This is a genomic window from Streptomyces sp. 135 (assembly GCF_020026305.1).
In the GTDB taxonomy this organism is placed as follows: Bacteria; Actinomycetota; Actinomycetes; order Streptomycetales; family Streptomycetaceae; genus Streptomyces.
This window is the reverse complement of the sequence record NZ_CP075691.1, coordinates 6,314,606-6,330,647: the sequence shown is the minus strand read 5'-3', so window position 1 is coordinate 6,330,647 and position 16,042 is coordinate 6,314,606. Positions and strand designations below refer to the sequence as shown.

The window sequence follows — 16,042 nt, the reverse complement described above, 5'->3', positions numbered from 1 at the left end:
CTGGCAGGATCGCGCGCATGCTCCAGGTCCTCCCCCGCATCGGCAGGCGCCGCGCCCTTCAGGGCTCGGCCGCGGCGCTCGTGGTGCTCGGGCTGCTGTCGTGGTGGCTGTTTCCGGTGGGTGAGGACTCTCCGAACGGGCGGATGAAGTTCAGCACGGGCGTGCGGAACGGCGTCTACGAGCGGTACGGAAAGCTCCTGCGCACAGCGATTTCGCAGGACATGCCGAAGGTGGACGTGGAGCTCCTCAACAGCCAGGGGTCGCCGCAGAACATCGAGCGGGTGGCGACGGGCGAGGCCGATTTCACCATCGCGGCCGCCGACGCCGTCGAGAAGTACCGCCTTGAGGGCGCGCCCGAGGCGGACCGCCTGCGCGGCTGCGCACGCCTCTACGACGACTACGTCCAGCTGGTGGTGCCCCGGGGCTCCGACATCCAGTCCGTGGCAGATCTGCGGGGCAAGCGGGTGGCGGTGGGGCAGGACCGCTCGGGCGTGCGGCTGATAGCGGACAGGGTGCTGGACGCCGCGGGCCTCGATCCGGAGACGGACATCGAGCCGGTGTCCGCGGGCATCGACACCATGCCGGACCTCCTGAAGAACCGCTCCATCGATGCCTTCTTCTGGTCGGGCGGGCTGCCGACCACCGCTGTGCGCACGCTCTCCAAGGACATGGACCTCCGCCTCGTCCAGCTCGGCCACCTCGTCGAGAGGCTGCACAAGCAGGGCGGCGCCTCGCGCTACTACCGGGCCGCGACGATGCCGGCCGACGCCTACCCCCTCGCCCAGCAGGGGTCCGCCGTGCCCACCCTGGCGGTCGCGAACCTTCTGGTCACGACCGACCGGGCCGATGCCGACCTGACCGCCGGGCTGACCCGCACCGTGATCGACAGTCGCGACCACATCGGCGATGAGGTGCATGCGGCCCAGCTGGTCGATCTACGGACCGCCCTGTTCACCGATCCCCTCCCGCTGCACGACGGGGCGCGCCGCTACTACCGCTCGGTCAAACCGTGAGCGGGGGCACGGGAAGGGCCGGGGAGAAACCTGGCGAGGGCCGTCAGCGGCTCTCAGGAGGCCGCTGACGGCCCGCTACGGGGGACGCTGACGGTCACCTTCAGTCCATGCGGTTCGTTCCGCGCGTACGCGATGGAGCCGCCGCCGGCCGTGAGCAGGGCCCGCGAGATGGACAGGCCGAGCCCCGAGCCCTGCACGTTCTGGTGGCGGTTGCTGCGCCAGAAGCGGTCGCCGACGCGCGCCAGCTCGTCGTCGGTGAGACCGGGCCCGCTGTCGGTGACCACCACGGTCGTCGTTCCGTTGCTGGAGGAGACCGTCACGTGGACCGGCCCTCCCTCGGGGGTGAACTTCAGGGCGTTGTCGATCACCGCGTCCAGCGCGCTGGAGAGGGCGACCGGGTCGGCCCAGCCGGTGGTCGCCGGGCAGTCGCCCGTGAGCCGTACGCCCCGCTCGTCGGCGAGCGGCCGCCAGGCTGCGACGCGCTCGGCCGCCAGCTCGCCGATGTCCGTGAGGCGCAGGTCGGCCGCCGCGTGCTCGGCGAGCGCCAGGCCGAGCAGGTCGTCGAGGACCTGGGCCAGGCGCTTGCCCTCGGTGCGGACGGAGGCGATCTCCTCGTTGCCCTCGGGCAGTTCGAGGGCGAGGAGTTCGATGCGGAGCAGCAGGGCGGAGAGAGGGTTGCGCAGCTGGTGCGAGGCATCGGCGACGAAGGCACGCTGCTGTTCCAGCACGTCCTCCACGTGGTCGGCCATCTCGTTGAACGACCGGGCGAGGCGTCTGAGTTCCGGTGGCCCGCCCGCGGCGGCGACACGTGACTTGAGGCGTCCGGTCGCTATGTCGTGCGTGGTGGCGTCCAGGACCCGTACCGGGCGCAGCACCCAGCCGGTGAGGCGCAGGGCCGCTCCCACGGCCAGGAGCATGGCCGCCGATTCGCCCGCGGCGATGAGCAGCCAGCCCTGGAGCGTCTTCGAACGCATGCGTCCCGTGGGCGAGTCGGTGACCACCACGGCGATCACGTCCCCGTCCCTGATCACCGGGGACGCGACGGCGAGGCGGCCGCGCTGCCACGGCCAGACCTGCTCGGGGTCATGGCTGCCGCGGGAGCGCAGGGCCTCCTGGAAGGCTCGGCGGACATCCCCCTTGGAGGGCAGGTACCAGGAGGCCGGGGCGTGGGCCATGGGGTCGTCGTCGCGGTAGAAGACACCCGCTCTGATGCCGTAGACCTCGTAGTAGTCGTCGAGTTCCTTCTGCAGCGTCTCGCGGCGCTCGTCCGTGCCACTCTTCACCCGGGAGCCCGTGGGGCGTTTGGTGACGAACTGCGCGAGGGAGGCGAACCGCGCCGTGTCGTCGATCCGGTCGACGATCACCTTCTGCTGCTGCGCCGCCGCGACACTGACGGCCAGCGGGAACCCGAGCGCGAGCAGGACGCCCGCCATGAGGACGATCAGCAGCGGGAGGAGGCGGGAGCGCACCTGTCCTCGCTCTTGCTATGTGGCCGGGGCGACGAGGCGGTAGCCGACGCCGCGCACCGTCTCGATCAGGGCGGGCATGTGCAGCTTGGAGCGCAGGGACGCCACGTGCACTTCCAGCGTGCGCCCCGTCCCTTCCCAACTGGTGCGCCACACTTCGCTGATGATCTGTTCACGGCGGAACACCACTCCGGGGCGCTGGGCAAGGAGCGCGAGCAAGTCGAACTCCTTGCGGGTCAGTTGGACAACCGAACCCGCCACGCTGACCTGCCGGGTGGGCAGTTCGATGTGCACGGAACCGAGACGCAGCTCGCTGTCGCCGGGCGCCGTCGCGCCGCCGGGCGTGGGGCGCCGGATGACCGCGTGGATGCGGGCGATCAGCTCACCGGTGTCGTACGGCTTCACTACGTAGTCATCGGCTCCGAGGTTCAGGCCGTGTATCCGGGAGCGTACGTCGGCGCGGGCGGTCACCATGATCACCGGTGTCGAGCCGCGCTTGCGGATCTTGCCGCAGACCTCGTAGCCGTCCTGGTCGGGCAGGCCGAGGTCGAGCAGGACCACTCCGAAGGGGGGCGCTTGTGCGGGCAGCAGGGCCTGGAGGGCCTCTTCGCCGTTCCGGGCGTGTACGACGTCGAAGCCGTGCCGGGTCAGGATCGCGGACAGGGCGGCGGCCACGTGATCGTCGTCCTCGACAAGAAGCAGTCTCATACGGGCCCCCTCCAGTTCATCCGTCATTCCGTTGTGGCCGGTAGTCGCGCAGCGCGCATGCGCACAAGGCATCCACGCCGATGGGTAAGGACCGCGTCAAGAGGGATCGGGTCACGGACACGTTCCGTTATCCAGCCGGTACGCACATCGTGGACCCTCTTCACACGGTGTGTCCGGTTGCGGCCGGATCGTTATGCTCAATTTCCCCTCAGATGTAATGACGCTGGTCGCACTGGGTTATTACTGTCCTCCCAACCGAGGAGGATGGAGCAACAAGCCGTGACCGAAGTATCGGTGACCAAGGACGCCATACCGCCCGGGGCGGACGACCTGGTCGTGCTGAAGAACGTCAACAAGCACTTCGGCGCTCTGCACGTCCTCCAGGACATCGACCTCACCATCGCCCGTGGCGAGGTCGTCGTGGTGATCGGCCCCTCAGGGTCCGGCAAGTCGACCCTGTGCCGCGCCATCAACCGCCTGGAGACGATCGACTCGGGAGCCATCTCGATCGACGGCAAGCCGCTGCCCCAGGAAGGCAAGGAACTCGCCCGCCTCCGTGCGGACGTGGGCATGGTCTTCCAGTCCTTCAACCTTTTCGCGCACAAGACCGTGCTCGAGAACGTGACGCTGGGCCAGATCAAGGTGCGCAAGACCGGCAAGGCGGAGGCGGAGACGAAGGCGCGCGGTCTGCTGGACCGCGTGGGCGTCGCCTCGCAGGCCGACAAGTACCCCGCCCAGCTCTCCGGCGGTCAGCAACAACGCGTCGCGATCGCACGTGCGTTGGCGATGGACCCCAAGGTGATGCTCTTCGACGAGCCCACGTCGGCGCTCGACCCGGAGATGATCAACGAGGTCCTCGAGGTGATGCAGCAGCTCGCCCGTGACGGGATGACGATGGTCGTCGTCACCCACGAGATGGGCTTCGCCCGGTCCGCGGCGAACCGCGTCGTCTTCATGGCGGACGGCCGGATCGTCGAGGAGGCCACGCCGGACCAGTTCTTCAGCAACCCGCGCAGTGACCGGGCCAAGGACTTCCTGTCGAAGATCCTTAAGCACTGAGGCTCCCGCGCCGTCTCAACTCCTGCCGAAACAAGAGGATGTTCACCATGAAGCTCCGCAAGTCCGCCGCCACCGCGGCGGCCATCGCCGCGCTCGCGCTGACCGCCACCGCCTGCGGCGGCAAGGAGGGTTCCGCCGGCGACAAGCCGGAGGGCCCGGACAGCAAGGACACCAAGGCCCTCAGCTACACGGTCAAGAAGGACGTCTCGATCGACTCGTCCGTCTTCAAGGACGCCAAGAAGCGCGGCAAGCTGGTCATCGGTGCCAAGGCCGACCAGCCTTACCTGGGCTTCCAGGACCAGTCGACCAAGGAGTACTCCGGGTTCGACATCGAGATCGCCAAGATGATCGCGGCCGACCTCGGCTTCTCGCCCAAGCAGATCGAGTGGAAGACGGTCGACTCCGGCGCCCGCGAGACCGCGGTCTCCAAGGGCGACGTCGACTTCATGATCGGCACGTACACGATCAACGACGAGCGCAAGAAGCAGATCGACTTCGCCGGACCGTACTACCACGCCGGTGCCTCCCTGCTGGTCCGCAAGGACGAGAAGGACATCAAGGGCCCGGAGACGGTCCGCGGCAAGAAGGTCTGCTCCATCGTCGGCTCCACGCCGCTGCAGAACATCAAGAAGCCGAAGTACGGCGCCAAGGTGACCGAGCTGTCCAAGTACTCCGAGTGCGTGGCGCAGATGCTCAACAACCAGGTCGACGCCGTCACCACCGACGACGCCATCCTGATGGGCTACGCGGCGCAGAACCCGAAGAAGCTCAAGGTCGTCGGCAAGCCCTTCTCGGACGAGCCCTACGGTGTCGGCCTCAAGAAGGGTGACAAGGCGCTTCAGAAGGCCGTCGCGGACGCCATCAAGGCGCACCAGGAGAACGGCGACTACAAGAAGGCGTTCGACGCCACCATCGGCAAGTCCGGCTCCGAGTACAAGGACCCGCCGGCCTTCACCGACCCCAAGTAGGACCCCGCGCCCCGCTTCGTACGGCCGACACGTCCGTACGGGGCGGGGTGTCTTGTGAGCCCGCCGCCGCCCGACCGCCCTCTCGCGGAGAATTCATGAACGTACTGACCGACAACCTGTCGCTGTTCCGCGAGGGGTTCATCGGCACCGTGGAGCTGACCGTGGTCAGCGGAATCATCGCCATGGTGCTCGGCGTGATCATCGCCGCTTTCCGGGTCTCACCGGTGCCGCCACTGCGCGTCTTCGGTACCGCGTGGGTGAACATCCTCCGGAACACCCCGCTGACCCTGCTGTTCCTGGTGGCCTTCTTCATCCTGCCGAAGATCCTGTTCCCGGACATGGACTCCTTCGTGCTCGGCGTCGTGGCGCTGGGCTTCTACACCTCGTCCTTCGTAGCCGAGGCGCTGCGGTCCGGCATCAACACCGTGCCGATGGGCCAGGCCGAGGCCGCTCGCGCGATCGGCATGAGCTTCACCCAGGTCATGCGGGTCGTAGTGCTCCCCCAGGCCACCCGCGCGGTGATCGCTCCGATGGGGTCGATCTTCATCGCGCTGACGAAGAACTCCGCGATCGCGGGCGGCTTCGACAACGTCGACTTGTTCAACGTCACCAAGACCCTCAGCAATGACGGTTACGACATCACCATGATCTTCGTCTGGGTGACCCTCGCCTACCTGATCATCACGTACGCCATCAATGGCGCCTTCCGGCTGCTGGAGCACCGTATGGAGGTGGCCCGATGAGCGCCAGTGTCCTCTTCGACGCACCCGGCCCCAAGGCCAAGGTCCGCAACCGGATCTACTCGGTCGTCGGCACCGCGGCGGTGCTCGGCCTGCTCGTCTGGGTCGTCCTGCGGCTCAACGAGAAGGGCGAGTTCGAAGGCGCCCTGTGGGACATCTTCAACTACTCCGGCATCCGCGACAACATCTTCGAAGCGCTCCTGGCGACGCTGAAGGCCTTCGCGTTCGCCGGTGTCCTCTCGCTGGTCTTCGCGGTCGTGCTGTGTGTCGGCAGGCTCTCCGACCACCGCCCGGTGCGCTGGGCCTCGGTGATCTTCATCGACCTCTTCCGGTCGATCCCGCTGCTGATCACGATCTTCGCCCTGTGGGTCGGCATCGTCGGCGACATGACGCCGTTCTGGGCGCTGGTCCTCGGCCTGTCGATCTACAACGGCTGCGTCCAGGCCGAGGTGCTGCGCGCGGGCATCAACGCCGTGCCGAAGGGCCAGCGGGAGGCCGCCTACGCCCTGGGGCTGAACAAGACGCAAGTCATGACCAGCGTCCTGTTCCCGCAGGCCGTGCGCTCCATGCTGCCGACGATCATCAGCCAGCTGGTGGTGACCCTCAAGGACACCTCGCTCGGCTTCATGATCCTCTACCCCGAGCTGCTGTACTCGGCGCGGCTGATCGCCAACAACACGCCGGTGAACGGCTCGTACCCGTTCGTCCAGACGGTCGTCGTCGTCGGCGCCATCTACATCGCGCTCTGCATGGCGCTCTCCTCGCTCGCCACCTGGATCGAGAAGCGCGGGCGCCGCGCCAAGACCGGCATCGTGGTGGCCGCCGCCGCGGAGCCCACGGAGGCCCCCGGCGTACTGGACACGACCACGCAGCTCGGCCCGTCGGTCGCCGTGGAGCCCGCGGCGGGTGCCGCGCCCGAGGCCGGAGCCGGTTCTTCCGATGGCGGCTCCGGGCGTCCGGGCGACGACTCCACCGGCTCAGTTGGCAAGTCCAACTGACGGAGCGTCGACAGAGGAGTGGGGGGTGGCCACCGTGCCGCCCCCCACTCCTGTCTCCCCAGGCCTGAATCCCCCTGCCCGCACTCCGCCCCACTGTTACTTCCTGGTGGACGCCACTGCCGACGTCACTTGACGCAAGCACCAGCAATAGGTTGCATACGTTCTGTGATCGTGCACCGGGCTCCAACTGCCAGTTTCCGTACGTACGTCCAGCGCTTCCGGACAGCCCGGACCCTCGGATCCCGCCGGGCCGGAGGGTGCGCGCCGTGGACCCGGTGATCATCGTCGGCGCGGGCCCCGTCGGCCTCGCGCTCGCCCTCGCGCTCGCCCGCCACTCCGTGCCCACGGTCGTCCTCGACGAAGGGCCGGGCAAGGACGAGCAGCGCCTCGCGCGGACGACCGTGCTCCGCGAGGACACCGCGGCCTTCGTGGAACGGCTCGTCGGTCACTCGTTCGGTGACGCGGAGTCCGGCGCCCGCTGGGCCGGTTGGCGGTCCCTGCGGCGCAAGCAGGTGATGCGGGAACTCACTTTCGACGACGAGTCCCCCTCCCCGCTGCATCTGCCGCAGCACGTGCTGACCGGCGCGCTGCGCAAGGCCATCGCCGGCGAACGGCTCGTCGAGATCGCGGTGGAGAGCAAGCTCGACTCCCTGGAGCAGGACGCGTCCGGGCTGACCGCCCATACGCGCGCCCCCAAGGACACGTGGTGGCGTGGCAGTTACCTGGTGGGCTGCGACGGGTCCCGCTCCACCGTGCGCAAACTCCTGGACATCCGTTTTCCGGGCCGTACGGCGGTCGAGCGCCACGCCGTGGCGGCGCTGCGGACGGAACTTCCTTGGGCCGGCGAAGCGTTGTTGCACCGGATGCCTCCGTGGCGTGGCGGGGGCGCCGAGGTGACGGGCCGCCCGCTCGCCGGCGGGGTGTGGCGGCTCGACTGGCTCCTGCCGCCGCGCGGCGAGCTGGTGACGCCCGACGCGCTCGTCCTGCGGATCCGGGAGACCCTCGCGGGCTGGTGCGGGGGTTCCACACCACCGTACGAACTGCTCGACACGGGCGTGCACACCATCCACCACCGGCTGGCCCGCCGGTGGCGGGTCGGCCGCGCCTTCCTCGCCGGGGACGCCGCGCACCTCCTGGGCGCGCTCGGCACGCAGGGGCTCGACGAGGGCCTGCGGGACGCGGACAACCTCGCGTGGAAGCTGGCGCTCGCCTGGCACCACGGCCCGCACGATCCGCTGCTCGACAGCTACCAGGCCGAGCGACGGGCCGGTGTGGCCACGCGCCTGCGCGCCGCCGACCAGTCGCTGCCGGTGCTGCGCGGCGGTGGAGGTCTGCGCTCCTACGTGCCGGGGTCGGCACGCGGACACGACGCGCTCCTCACGGACGGCCACGTGGGGCGCGGGCCGCTCGGTGCGCCCTCGTCGTACGCGGACTCCCCCCTGGCGCCCGCGCCGTCCGAGTCGCAGGTGGCGGTCGGCACGGAGGCGGGCGCACCGGTCGCCGACGTGCAGGTCACCGCCCCCGACGGGTCCTTCGTCCAGCTGCGGGAGCGGCTCGGATTCGGTCATCTCCTCGTCGTCCTCGTCGCCCCGGGCACGGCGGTGTGGGAGCGGCGGCACTGGGTGACGGCCGGGATCATGCCTCGGCTCGCCGCCGCCGTGACGGCACTGCCGCACCCGGCCGAGTTGCTCGTCGCGGAGAGCTATCCCGGGGCCGCCGCGCACACCGTTCTACTCGTACGCCCCGACGGGCACCTGGTCACCGCGCTCTCCGGAGTACGGCCGGCCGAGCTGTACGCGGCTGCCGAGGCGGCGGTGGGCGGCGCGGGGCCGGCGGAGCGTGAGGGCGCGGATCAGGCGAGCGGAGACGAGAAGGGCGGCGACCAGAAGGGCCGCCGGGAGGGTGACTCGGCGCAGCGGGGCCTGGCGGTGCGGCCGGGCTCAGCGGTTCAGGCAGGCGGGCAGGAGAGCTCGGCGGGGGCGGCGCGGCCGGGCAAGTGAGGCGGTGGCGGGAGGTGCGGGTTGGCCGGGGTGGCGAGCGGCGTGGCTGGTGTGGCGAGTGGCCGGGCCCGCTCCCCTCGCGGCCACCAGGCAGAGGCGGCGGTGCGGGCGGAGACGGACGGGGGGCGGACCCGGGCGGAGGCCGGTGATCCGTCCGGCAGAGGTGTCCGAATGCCCGGAGGCCCGCGTACACGCCCCGCCGTACCGAGTCCGTCCGACCGCCCCCTGAACCCCTCGCGACCGCATGCCGAGCAGGAGTTGACCGCCCCAGGCCTCCATGGTCTACTCCGGATCGTGACCGACACCGATGTGCGCCTGTGGCGGAGGGTCCATATGGACCTTGTCCGGTACGCAGGCTGCGTGTGTCACTCGTCCTGCTGAATTCGCATCTTTTCTCCACGCGCTGAGCGCCGCCCTCCGGCCTGCTCGCGCGTCTTCCGCGAACCTCCAGGACGGTACCCGTGTCTGTTTCCCCACCTTCCGCTTCCGCCTCCGTCACGCCCGCGTCCGCGCGCTCCACCGCTCCGACCGCTCCGACCGCCGCCGAACTCCTCGACTTCGTCCGCCGCAGCGCGGCCGACCCCGACCTCATCGCCTCCCTTCCGCTCGACCCCGAGGGCCGCACCTGGGTGCGTCTGGAGGGGCCCGGTGGCAGCGAGGCGTGGCTGATCGGCTGGCCGCCGGGTACCGGAACCGGCTGGCACGACCACGCGGAGTCGGTCGGCGCCTTCCTCACCGCGGCGGGCACCCTCAAGGAGAACTCGCTCGCCGTGCGCCTGCCCACCGACGGCTGGAAGACCCTGGAGCTCTCCGAAGACGTCGACCGCGAGCGTGAGTTGAAGGTCGGTGAGGGCCGCGCCTTCGGCCGTAACCACGTACACGAGGTGCTGAACGAGTCGACCACCGAGCACGCCATCTCCGTACACGCCTACTACCCGCCCCTCCCCCGGATCCGCCGCTACAGCCGCACCGGCGAGGTGCTCCGCCTGGAGTCCGTGGAACGCCCGGAGGACTGGCAGTGAGCGATCGGCCGACCGGTATCGACGAGTTGCTGGAGCGCGTACGGCGCGACCTGGACCGGGTCGGCCCCCAAGAGGCGTACGACGTCGCGCGGGCCGGCGGCCTGCTGGTCGACATCCGGTACGCGGCACTGAGGGAGCGCGACGGCTTGATCCCCGGAGCCCTGGTCGTCGAGCGCAACGAACTGGAGTGGCGCCTCGACCCCCAGGGCAGCCATCGCGCCCCGCAGGCCACGGATCACGATCTGCGCGTCGTCGTGTTCTGCAACGAGGGCTACGCGTCGAGCCTCGCGGCCGCTTCCCTGCGGCAGTTGGGCCTGCGTCACGCGACCGACCTCATCGGCGGCTTCCAGGCGTGGAAGGCGGCAGGGCTCCCGGTCGCGGTGTGACCGCGCGGAGGCCCGGCCGCCCTCCTCCTCGCCGCCTACTCCTTGGCCGCCGCCACCGTGACCGGGAGTGACCTGAGGACAGCGCGGCCGGGCAGCGCGGTCGCCAGCAGGGCGAGCAGTCCGGCGACGGCGACCACGGAGACGTACACCAGCGGAGTGACCGTCGGTGCCGCACTGCCCGTCATGCCCACGCTGAACGCGGTCAGTACGGCGAGCGCCACTCCGCTGCCGAGTGCGGTGCCGATGAAGAGCACCGACAGCGCCTCGGTGCGCAGCATCCGCAGTACCTGGCGGCGGGTGGCGCCCGCGAGCCGGAGCATCGCGAATTCGCGCATGCGCTCGGACACGGACATCGCGAGGGTGTTGACGACCGCGATGGCGGTGAAGGCCAGGACGAGACCCATGGCGAGGTGGTTCACCTCGGCATTGGCCTGCTGGCGTTCGGCCTGGAGTCCGTCGGCGACGGCCGGCGAGAGCACTTGGACGCCCGGGAACTTCTCGACGGCGGCCGCGAGTTGTTCCTGTGTACGGTCGCTCTTGACGAGGACCGTGGCGGCGAGCGGGTTGTCGACGTGGCGGGCGACCAGGTCGCGAGCCATGGTCAGGTCGCCGAAGCCGAGCCCGCGGGCGTACACGGCACGGACGGTGAGCTCCGCCTTCGTGCCGTCTCCGAGAGTGAGCGCAAGCGTGCCGCCCGGCTTCAGACCGAGCTGGTCGGCTGCCAGTTCGCTGACGGCGACGCTGCCCGCGCCGAAGCCCTTCAGGGATCCGGCGACGACATCAGGGTCCCAGGTCCGGGCGAGCCCTTCCGGCGTGACGCCTTGCGCCGGGTACTTGTCGAGCCCTACCCGCACGGTGGTGCGGACGACCTCGGTGGCGGCCTCGACGCCTTCGGCCGTACGCAGTTCCCGCGCGGCCTGCGCCGGGATGCCCGGCCCTTGCGCGACGAGCACCCAGTTCGCGCGGATGCCGTCGCGGGCCTGCGCCCGGGCCGCGTCCCCAAGGGTCGGCTGGACGAAGAGGACGGTGCAGGTCATGCCGGTGAGGAGGGCGAGGGGGGTGACGGCGGCGGCCATCCGGGCCGCGTTGCCGCGCAGATTGGCGTGGGCGAGCTTGCCGGTCGCCCCCGTCAGCCGGAGCGGGCCGCGCAGCAGCGCGGCCGCCGCCCTGACGACGAACGGGCCGAGGAGCGCGAGGGCACAGGCCAGGACCACCACCGCCAGGAACGTCACGGGAGTCGAAGCGGCCTCCGTGCGCAGCGCGCTCAGCACGGCGACGAGCACCGCACCGCCGGCGAGCAGGACGAGACCGGCGACGATCCGGCCCCAGGCGGGTCTGGACCGCTCCACCCGTGCCTCGGCGAGGGCCTCTGCGGGGCGGATCCGGACGATCCTGCGCCCGGCGATACGAGCGGCGGCCCAGGCTCCGAGCACGGTCGCGCCGATGGCGACGCAGGGCGGGAAGACGCTGACGGCGCGCTCCAGGGTGGCGGGGACCGCTCCGGTCTCCACGAAGCGGCCGTGCAGCCAACCGCCGAGCGGGATACCGGCGAGCGATCCGATGACGCCCGCGGCGGGCCCGACGAGCAGGGCCTCGCGTCCGAGCAGCTTGCGGATCTGCTGGGGCGTCGCGGCGACGGCACGGAGCAGGGCCAGTTCGCGGTGGCGCTGCTGGACGGAGAGGGCGAAGGTGCCGACGACCACGAGAACCGCGACGAGGAGGGAGGTGCCGCCCATCGCGCCGCCCATGCTGACGAGCTTGACGCGGGCACCGGCCGCATCGAGGAACTCGACGGGCCCGCGGTCGTCACCCGCGCTGACCTGCGCCGTCGTACCGTCGAGGGCGTGTGCGACGGCACGCTTGAGGTCGGCGACGCCGGTGTTGCGGTCCGGTACGACGCCGAAGGCGCTGACCATTCCGGGGTGCGCCGCGAGCCGCTCGGCCTCTCCGGAGGAGAAGAAGAGCGAGGTCTGGTGGGAGAGGGCACCGCTCTCGGGGGCGGCGACGCCGGTGATGCGGTAGGTACGCGGGCTCTGCGTCGACTGGACGGTGAGGCGGTCGCCGGGGGCCAGTCCGGTGCGGTCCGCGAGGTCACGGTCGATGACGAGGTCGCCTGACGCGCGCGGAGCACGGCCGTCGACGAGGCGGAACGGGGTGAGGGCGGCGGACCTCCATGCGTGTCCGTACGCGGGCCTGTCCCTGTCGATCGCGGCGGCGGCCGTCAACGGCTGTGCAAGGAACGTCAGTTCGGGCACGACCTCACCGACGCCCGGAGCCTTCTTGAGCCTGCGCTCTATGGCATCGGCCGGCAGCCAGGCCCGTTCGGCGATCGGTTTCGCCTTGTGCTTGACCTTGGTCTTGCCCTTCTTGTGCTTGACCTTGGTCTTGCCCTTCTTGTGCTTGACCGTGGTCTGGTGGACGTTCTGGTCGGCGGAGACGATCACCGGTGCGGCGGCGTAACGCTCGGTCTTGACGGTGCCGCGCAGGCCGGTCTCCAGAAGCGTGCCGCAGGCCGTGATGAGCGCGGCGGCACACATCAGCGCGAGGAAGGCACCCAGGAATCCGCCTTTGCGGTCCCTGACCGTTTGCAGTGCGTAGCGCAGCATCATGAGGGCTCGGTCTCGTCTCGGTTCTCGGAGGGGGCGTCCGGGAAGGGCGGCGTAGCGGGTGCGGGCGCGGGTGCCGGTGCCGGTGCCGGTGCCGGTGCGGGCGCGGGCGCGGCTTCGGGTACTGGTGCCGGGAAGGCCAGGAAGCGCGTGAGCACGGTGCGGGCGTCGGCCGGGGTGTCGGTGTCGGGCCTCTTGTAGCGGTTGAGCAGCGCGATGTACGCCTCGAAGAACTCACGGAGTTCGGAAACGGTCAGCCGCATCGTGCCGCGCGAGTAGGGGAAGGCGTCGCCCCACTCCCCCGGTTCGGCACCCGTCTCCCGCCGCACCTGCTCGAAGAGTTCGAGGTCGGCTGCGTACGAGATGTCGTTGAGCTCGTCCATCACGCGCCGCACCTCGGGGCTCTGGCGGCTGCGCGGTGGAAAGCGGCGGTCACCGGGGACGGCCCGCCACCAACGCTCACGACCATGCCCCGAGCCCGGCGTCTCCTCGACGAAGCCGTAGCGGGCGAGTTCACGCAGGTGGTAACTGGTCGCCCCGGTGTTGAGGCCGAGCGCCCTGGCGAGCGTCGCCGAGGTCGCCGGGCCGTGCACGGTGAGGTGCTGCAACATCTGCTGGCGGCGCGGCTGCGCGAGGGCTTTGAGTACGCGGAGGTCGCTGAGTTCTTCTGGGGGTGGTGGTGGCAGGGCCGTCTGGCGCTGGGGTGTCTGCGGCTGGAGCGTCTGGGGTGTGGGCGGGGTGGAGGCCTCCGCCGGAGCCGGGGTCTTCTCCGGGGCCGGGATCGATCCCACGTCGAGGCTCGGGCATGGTGCCGGGTCCGCCGACGAAGCACTGGCCGGCACCGGGGCCGAGGCCGCGCCGGGAGCCGGATCGCCGGGAGCCGAAGACGTGCTGGGCGCCGGGGCATGCGCTGGGGCCGCGTCAGTAGTGCCGGGTTCCTGTGCCATACGTACACAGTCGTCCGTGCACATGGTCCTGTGCACTGCGGTGGCCCGGCGTCTCCGCAGGGGGGTTAACCCCACCCCGCGGAGCGCTGGTTGGGGTACGTGGATCGTTCCGGGTGCCGCCCCACCCCCGTGGGAGCGGCGCCCTCAGAACGCCTCGTACCCCAAGTCCTCGGTGTCCTCGCCCTCTTCCTCCAGGGCCTGCCGGACCACTCTGAGCGCCATGCCTTCCCCGTAGCCCTTGCGAGCGAGCATGCCCGCGAGGCGACGGAGCCGCTTGTCGCGGTCGAGGCCGCGCGTGGAACGGAGCTTGCGGGCGACCAGCTCTCGCGCGGTCGCCTCCTCCTGCTCCGAGTCGAGCTGCCCCACGGCTTCGTCGATCAGCGTGGACTCCACGCCCTTGGTGCGCAGCTCCCGGGCGAGCGCCCGGCGGGCCAGGCCTCGGCCGTGATGCCGGGACTCCACCCAGGCGTCCGCGAAGGCGCTGTCGTTGATCAGCCCGACCTCTTCGAAGCGGGAGAGGACTTCCTCCGCCACGTCGTCGGGGATCTCCCGCTTGCGCAGCGCGTCGGCGAGCTGCTTGCGCGTGCGCGGGGTACCGGTGAGCAGGCGCAGACAGATCGCCCGCGCCCGCTCAGCCGGATCCCCCGTCGACGGATCCCCCTTCTCGGCCCTCGACGAGGGAGGGGGGCCGCCGTCCTGGTGGTCGCCGAAGCCGCCACGGCGTCGGCGACGCCCGCCGCTCCGGCCGGTGCCACCCTCCCGGTGGCCGTCACCGCCCCGGAAGCCCGTCCGGTCATCGCCGTGCGAACCGGTCTCGTCACCGTTCTGGAAGCCGCGGCCGTCGTCCGGGCCGACGCCGCCCTGATCCACACCGCCCCCGTGGCCCCGCCCCGCGGCGCCGGGGCGGCTTTCGGGGGTGGTGTGGTCCGCCCAGTCCGTTCGCCGTGTCACGGGCTAGCTCTTGGCCGCCGCGGCCTTGGACTTGGTGGCCTTGGCCGCCGGTGCGGGCACCGTCTTGGCGGCGTCCTCGGCCGGAGCCGCGCCCGCCGCACCCGCCGCGTCCGCGCCCGGCTCGGCGACCGGAGCCTCGGGCTTCACGCCGACGCCCAGCTTCTCCTTGATCTTCCTCTCGATCTCGTTGGCGAGGTCGGGGTTGTCCTTCAGGAAGTTGCGGGCGTTCTCCTTGCCCTGGCCGAGCTGGTCGCCCTCGTACGTGTACCAGGCGCCCGCCTTGCGGACGAAGCCGTGCTCGACGCCCATGTCGATCAGGCCGCCCTCACGGCTGATGCCCTGGCCGTAGAGGATGTCGAACTCGGCCTGCTTGAAGGGTGGCGCGACCTTGTTCTTGACGACCTTCACGCGGGTGCGGTTGCCCACCGCGTCCGTGCCGTCCTTCAGGGTCTCGATGCGGCGGATGTCCATGCGCACCGAGGCGTAGAACTTCAGCGCCCGACCACCGGTGGTGGTCTCCGGGGAGCCGAACATGACGCCGATCTTCTCGCGGAGCTGGTTGATGAAGATCGCCGTGGTCTTGGACTGGTTGAGCGCGCTGGTGATCTTCCGGAGCGCCTGGCTCATCAGGCGGGCCTGGAGACCCACGTGCGAGTCGCCCATCTCGCCCTCGATCTCCGCGCGCGGCACCAGGGCGGCGACGGAGTCGATGACGATGAGGTCGAGGGCGCCGGAACGGACCAGCATGTCGACGATCTCGAGTGCCTGCTCGCCGTTGTCCGGCTGGGACAGGATGAGGTTGTCGATGTCGACGCCGAGCTTCTTCGCATACTCGGGGTCGAGGGCGTGCTCCGCGTCCACGAAGGCCACGGCGCCGCCCGCCCGCTGGGCGTTGGCCACGGCGTGCAGCGTGAGGGTCGTCTTACCGGAGGATTCCGGTCCGTACACCTCCACCACACGGCCGCGGGGGATGCCGCCGACGCCGAGGGCGACGTCGAGCGCGGTCGACCCGGTGGGGATGACCTCGATGGGCTCATTCGGCCGCTCGCCCATGCGCATCACTGCGCCCTTGCCGAACTGCCGTTCAATCTGTGCGAGCGCGGCGTCGAGCGCCTTCTCGCGGTCGGTTCCTGCCATGGGTTCCACCCGATTTGCTTGAGTCGATCGCTTCACGTCAA

Annotated in this window: 14 protein-coding genes; 8 read left to right on the top strand and 6 right to left on the bottom strand. The window is 70.6% G+C overall.

What is annotated here, in order from left to right:
* The first annotated feature begins 17 nt into the window (after positions 1-17).
* Positions 18-1,013, top strand: coding sequence for a TAXI family TRAP transporter solute-binding subunit (locus tag KKZ08_RS28580; RefSeq protein WP_223777160.1), 996 nt, complete (start codon positions 18-20; stop codon positions 1,011-1,013).
* 53 nt (positions 1,014-1,066) lie between these two features.
* Here the strand turns inward: KKZ08_RS28580 and KKZ08_RS28575 are convergent, their stop codons facing one another.
* Together KKZ08_RS28575 and KKZ08_RS28570 are read right to left on the bottom strand one after the other, a co-directional pair.
* On the bottom strand, positions 1,067-2,482 hold the full coding sequence (locus tag KKZ08_RS28575) for a HAMP domain-containing sensor histidine kinase (protein WP_223777159.1): 1,416 nt from the start codon (positions 2,480-2,482) through the stop codon (positions 1,067-1,069).
* A 15-nt stretch (positions 2,483-2,497) separates the two neighbouring features.
* Positions 2,498-3,187, bottom strand: coding sequence for a response regulator transcription factor (locus KKZ08_RS28570; RefSeq protein ID WP_223777158.1), 690 nt, complete (start codon positions 3,185-3,187; stop codon positions 2,498-2,500).
* Between the two features lie 279 nt (positions 3,188-3,466).
* Between KKZ08_RS28570 and KKZ08_RS28565 the strand changes: the two genes are divergently transcribed.
* The 7 genes from KKZ08_RS28565 to KKZ08_RS28535 all read left to right on the top strand — a co-directional run bounded on the left by KKZ08_RS28565 (position 3,467) and on the right by KKZ08_RS28535 (position 10,360).
* Positions 3,467-4,246, top strand: coding sequence for an amino acid ABC transporter ATP-binding protein (locus KKZ08_RS28565; RefSeq protein WP_276573909.1), 780 nt, complete (start codon positions 3,467-3,469; stop codon positions 4,244-4,246).
* Between the two features lie 47 nt (positions 4,247-4,293).
* Positions 4,294-5,214: a glutamate ABC transporter substrate-binding protein gene (locus KKZ08_RS28560; protein WP_223777157.1), complete on the top strand. Its 921-nt coding sequence runs from the start codon at positions 4,294-4,296 to the stop codon at positions 5,212-5,214.
* A gap of 95 nt (positions 5,215-5,309) precedes the next feature.
* On the top strand, positions 5,310-5,957 hold the full coding sequence (locus tag KKZ08_RS28555) for an amino acid ABC transporter permease (RefSeq protein ID WP_223777156.1): 648 nt from the start codon (positions 5,310-5,312) through the stop codon (positions 5,955-5,957).
* Positions 5,954-6,952 (top strand): amino acid ABC transporter permease, encoded by a 999-nt coding sequence (locus KKZ08_RS28550; RefSeq protein ID WP_223777155.1) that lies wholly within the window; start codon positions 5,954-5,956, stop codon positions 6,950-6,952. The genes KKZ08_RS28555 and KKZ08_RS28550 overlap by 4 nt, the downstream gene beginning before the upstream one ends.
* 266 nt (positions 6,953-7,218) lie before the next feature.
* Positions 7,219-8,952 (top strand): FAD-dependent monooxygenase, encoded by a 1,734-nt coding sequence (locus KKZ08_RS28545; protein WP_223777154.1) that lies wholly within the window; start codon positions 7,219-7,221, stop codon positions 8,950-8,952.
* 461 nt (positions 8,953-9,413) lie between these two features.
* On the top strand, positions 9,414-9,974 hold the full coding sequence (locus KKZ08_RS28540; protein ID WP_223777153.1) for a cysteine dioxygenase family protein: 561 nt from the start codon (positions 9,414-9,416) through the stop codon (positions 9,972-9,974).
* Positions 9,965-10,360, top strand: coding sequence for a rhodanese-like domain-containing protein (locus tag KKZ08_RS28535; protein WP_223779221.1), 396 nt, complete (start codon positions 9,965-9,967; stop codon positions 10,358-10,360). The genes KKZ08_RS28540 and KKZ08_RS28535 overlap by 10 nt, the downstream gene beginning before the upstream one ends.
* 35 nt (positions 10,361-10,395) lie before the next feature.
* Here the strand turns inward: KKZ08_RS28535 and KKZ08_RS28530 are convergent, their stop codons facing one another.
* The 4 genes from KKZ08_RS28530 to recA form a co-directional block, all read right to left on the bottom strand.
* Positions 10,396-12,969 (bottom strand): FtsX-like permease family protein, encoded by a 2,574-nt coding sequence (locus KKZ08_RS28530; protein WP_223777152.1) that lies wholly within the window; start codon positions 12,967-12,969, stop codon positions 10,396-10,398.
* Positions 12,966-13,757 (bottom strand): helix-turn-helix domain-containing protein, encoded by a 792-nt coding sequence (locus KKZ08_RS28525; protein WP_223777151.1) that lies wholly within the window; start codon positions 13,755-13,757, stop codon positions 12,966-12,968. Before KKZ08_RS28525 ends, KKZ08_RS28530 begins: the two co-directional genes overlap by 4 nt.
* A gap of 300 nt (positions 13,758-14,057) precedes the next feature.
* The gene (gene recX / locus KKZ08_RS28520) at positions 14,058-14,864 is read right to left on the bottom strand and encodes a recombination regulator RecX (RefSeq protein ID WP_223777150.1); all 807 of its coding nucleotides are present in this window, start codon (positions 14,862-14,864) and stop codon (positions 14,058-14,060) included.
* 3 nt (positions 14,865-14,867) lie between these two features.
* Positions 14,868-16,001 carry a recombinase RecA gene (recA, locus tag KKZ08_RS28515; RefSeq protein ID WP_223777149.1) on the bottom strand — a complete coding sequence of 378 codons (1,134 nt, stop codon included), beginning with the start codon at positions 15,999-16,001 and terminating at the stop codon, positions 14,868-14,870.
* Positions 16,002-16,042: the final 41 nt, after the last annotated feature.